Here is a 3,636-nt window from a genome sequence, read left to right as displayed (position 1 = left end):
CGCGCGGGGGTGGCGGCCTTCGCCGTCCCGTACCGACGGGGTTCAGTCCTCCGCCCGCAGCAGCTCCGCCTGGGCGACGAGCCAGGACAGACCGACCACCTCGACGTTGCCGCCCAGTGCGTCGGCCGCACGGACCAGCGCGTCGGCTGCGGCCCGCGGGCGGGGTACGGCGCGGGCACGGGCGGCCTCGGCGAGCGCCTGGGCCGCCGTCGCCTCCGCCGCGCCCGCGATCCCCAGCGAGACCGCCGCCCGCTCGGCCGCCTCGGCCGCCTGCGCGTACTGTCCGTGGCACCAGTAGGCCCAGGCGAGGTTGCAGAGGCAGACGCCCTCCGCGCGGGGGTTCTCCATCAGTGACGCCTCGTCCAGCGCCTCCTGGAGCACGGGCAACGCCTCCGTCACCCGGTCCAGCGCCAGCAGGGCGATACCTTGGGCGTTCAGGGCGTACGTGATCGCCTCGTGGCTGTCCGCAGCGCGGTAGGCGCGTGCGGCCAGGTCGCCGGAGACGATCGTCTCCTCCCAGCGCTCAAGCGTCAGAAGCGCGATCGTACGGGCGTTGGCCGCGCGGGCCTCGGTGAGGCGGTCCCCGGACGTCCGGGCGACCTCGGCCAGCCGGTCGGCACTCGCCAGCGCCGTCTCGCCGTCCCCGAGGGAGCTGTACGCGAGGCTCAGGGACAGGATCGCGTGCACCTCGCCTTCCATGTCGCCGTTCTCGTGGGCCAGGTCGCCTGCCCTGGCCAGCGGGCCGACCGCCGCGTCGAGACGGGCGAGCTGCCGGTACGCGTCGCCGAGACCGAAGACGGCGTTCTGGAGGGCTCGGCGGTCGCCGAGCCGCTCCGCCAGGTCGGCAGCCCCGGTGAACAGCTCGACCGCGTGCTCCATCGGCCCCGCCGTCAGCCGGGCGTGCCCGAAGGAGCCGAGGTGGGCCAGGCGGGCCCGGTCGTCGGTGAGACGGCCGTCGATGGCCAGGTGCATCGAGATCACCCCGAGCACCGAGCCCTGCCAGACCAGCCACTCCCCCATCTCGCCGAGGACCATCGCGGCGGCGTCGACGTCACCGGCGCGCACCAGGTGATCGAACTGCCGGCGCAGCGGCTGGACGTCGTCCGCGGTCTGCCAGGTCGCACGGGGCGGGGCGATGTTCGCGTACCAGTCGGCGATCCGCCGCTCGACGGCCGTGCGGCCGGTCGGGCCGTCCGCGGGCAGCTCGCCGTAGGCCAGGTCGGCGTCCATCGGGTGCAGGGCGAAGGTGCGGTGCCGGCGGTCCACCGACAGCAGATGGATCCGTACGAGGTGGGCCAGGATGTGCGCGATGTCGAGCTCGGGATCGAGACCGCCGACGATCGTCTGGATCACCGGCTGCGGTACGGGGGTGCGCAGCGCCGCGAGGACGCCGACGACCGTACGGCTCCCGGCGTCGAGCTGGCGGTGACGGTCCTGGACGAGGCCCTCGACCACGTCACGGCGCTGGGCGTAGTCGGCCAGGACGTCCTGCAGGGTGGGCAGCGTCATGTCGTCGTCGGCCATGGCTCCGACGAGGAGCTCCAGGGCGCGCGGGACGCCGTGCATCCGCACGGCGGCCCGGAGCAGCTCCTCGTCGGACAGGTCCGCGATGCCGAGGCTGCCGTCGCGGTCCAGCTCCCGCAGCAGCGCGACGGACTCGGAGGGGTGCAGCCCCTCGGCGAGGTCGACCTGGGCGACGAAACGGCGCAGCTCGGGGGCGAGACGTACCGGTATCTGAGTCGTCACCAGGACGCGTGGGGTGGACCGGGCCCGGAAGAGGCAGTCGAGGAAGAGCGCCACCTCCTCGTCCCTGATCCGGCCGTCGTCGTGGAGGAGGTCCTCGAAGTTGTCCATCAGGATGACGAAGAGCCGGTCGCCCATCGCGGCGAACAGCTCGTCGAGCTTGTCCTGGACGGGCAGCTGGGCGGCCCAGACCTCGTGCAGTCGGGTCCGGTGCTCACCGCCGAGCAGCTGGGCGCAGTCGAAGTAGAGGCGCTCCAGGGAGATGCCCGACGTACGGGTGCTGAGGTTGACGAGTCCCGACGGGAGCGGCGCCTCCGTGTGGCCGGGCCACTCTCCCCGGTCGAGGAGGTCCATGACCTTGGCGGCGAGGGCGCTCTTGCCCATGCCCCGGCGTCCTGTGACCGTCACCATGCGGACGGCGGGATCGCCGAGGTGGCGGCCGATCAGGTCGAGTTCGCGGGTGCGGTTCTTGAACAGCTCGATGCCGTGGGCGACGGGCAGCCCGATCACCTTGGACCGGGCCGGGGGGCTGCTCGCGGCCGGCTCGTCCTCGCGGTGCGGTCCGTGCGCGGCCGGTGGTTCCGTACCCGCTTCGGGCAGCGCCCGAGGGTCGTCGATGGCCAGCAGCGCGGCCGGTTCGGCTGCGGGCGGTGCGCCGGCCGGGAGCAGGGCGTGGTCGATCCGGGCGGCGGTCAGCCGTCCCGATCCCTCCCAGCGGTGGTGCTCGGCGACCACGCCGACGATGAGGTCTCCGGCCCAGACCGCCGCACCGGACATCCCCGACCACGGCGACACCTGGGGGTTGGGGTCGGCTCCGGCCGGTGCGACGGTGATCTCCAGCGTGCCCGTCCTCAGGTTGGACAGTGCCGCGACGGTGCCGTCGGTCTGGTGGAGTTCCCGGAACTGTCCGCCGTCCGGCCGGCGGCGCTGCTTCCACAGCGGGAAGCCCGCGGCGTGGACGGCGACGACGGCGTGGTGGTCCGAGGTGATGCGCCCGAAGGGCGCGGGCTCGACGGACGGCGCGGTCGACGGCGGTACGAACGTCAGGACGGCCACGTCGCTGCCGGCGTCGTACCAGGCCACGTCCGCGGGTGCCTCCCACTGCCCGGGCCGGTCCACGTCGAAGCGGACCCGTGTACCGGTGGTGCCGGTCACGACATGCGCGGCGGTGAGCACCGTCGTGTCGGTGACCCGGTAGCCCGAGCCGCGGCGGCGGCCGGTCGGCGTGGTGACGATGACCTCGGCGATGCGGTGCGGGTCGAGTCCTCCGGCGGTGCGCCTGCTGGTTTCGGGCATGGCGCGATCAGTCCTCACCGAGCAGTTCGTCACCGGAGATCAGCACCGAGCGGTCCGGGGCGTCGGGGCGTACCGGCTTCAGGGTGAGGGTGAGCCGCTGGGTGTCGGTGGTCGCCTGCCGCGCGGTGGCTCCGGCGTCGAACACCCAGAACCGCACCTTCACCCCGGGCTCCCGGCTCCGCTCCACGCCGACGGTCAGCTCCAGCTCGATCTGCTCCGCCTGGAAGCGCAGGTCGGTGCCTTCGCCTTCCGCCATGGCGCGGCTCAGGTCGTGGCGCAGCTGCGCGATGATGTCCGCCAACTCCACGGCGTTGTCCACCGGTATGCCCCCTCGTCCGCCGTCGTCCCGGGGGCTCTCCCTCCCGGGCCCGAACGGCCGTACGTCTACGCGGAGATCATATCGGCGGGGGTCGGTGGAGAGCTGTCGGCCGGTCGGCCGCCCGTGCCGCCAAGTGGGCTGCGCACCGGTCGAGTTGCCCGAGCGGGCCCGGCCCCCCCGGGGGGGGGGGCGGGCCCCCCCCGCCCGGGGGGGCGGGGGGGGGCGCGGGCGGGTGCGCGACCGGGGCCGGCCAATCCGGCGGGGGGGGAGGGCCGCGG

2 protein-coding genes are annotated in these 3,636 nt (G+C 74.2%); both read right to left on the bottom strand.

What is annotated here, in order from left to right:
- Window positions 1-42: 42 nt before the first annotated feature.
- Window positions 43-3,039 (bottom strand): trypsin-like peptidase domain-containing protein, encoded by a 2,997-nt coding sequence (locus ACFVZW_RS31840; protein WP_384528687.1) that lies wholly within the window; start codon window positions 3,037-3,039, stop codon window positions 43-45.
- Window positions 3,040-3,046: 7 nt separating this feature from the next.
- Window positions 3,047-3,358, bottom strand: coding sequence for a trypco2 family protein (locus tag ACFVZW_RS31835; RefSeq protein ID WP_329121337.1), 312 nt, complete (start codon window positions 3,356-3,358; stop codon window positions 3,047-3,049).
- Window positions 3,359-3,636 lie beyond the last annotated feature (278 nt).

This window comes from Streptomyces sp. NPDC059567, from assembly GCF_042735655.1.
Taxonomy (GTDB): domain Bacteria; phylum Actinomycetota; class Actinomycetes; order Streptomycetales; family Streptomycetaceae; genus Streptomyces.
The sequence above is the reverse complement of the archived record's forward strand: the minus strand, read 5'-3'. Positions and strand labels throughout refer to the sequence as shown.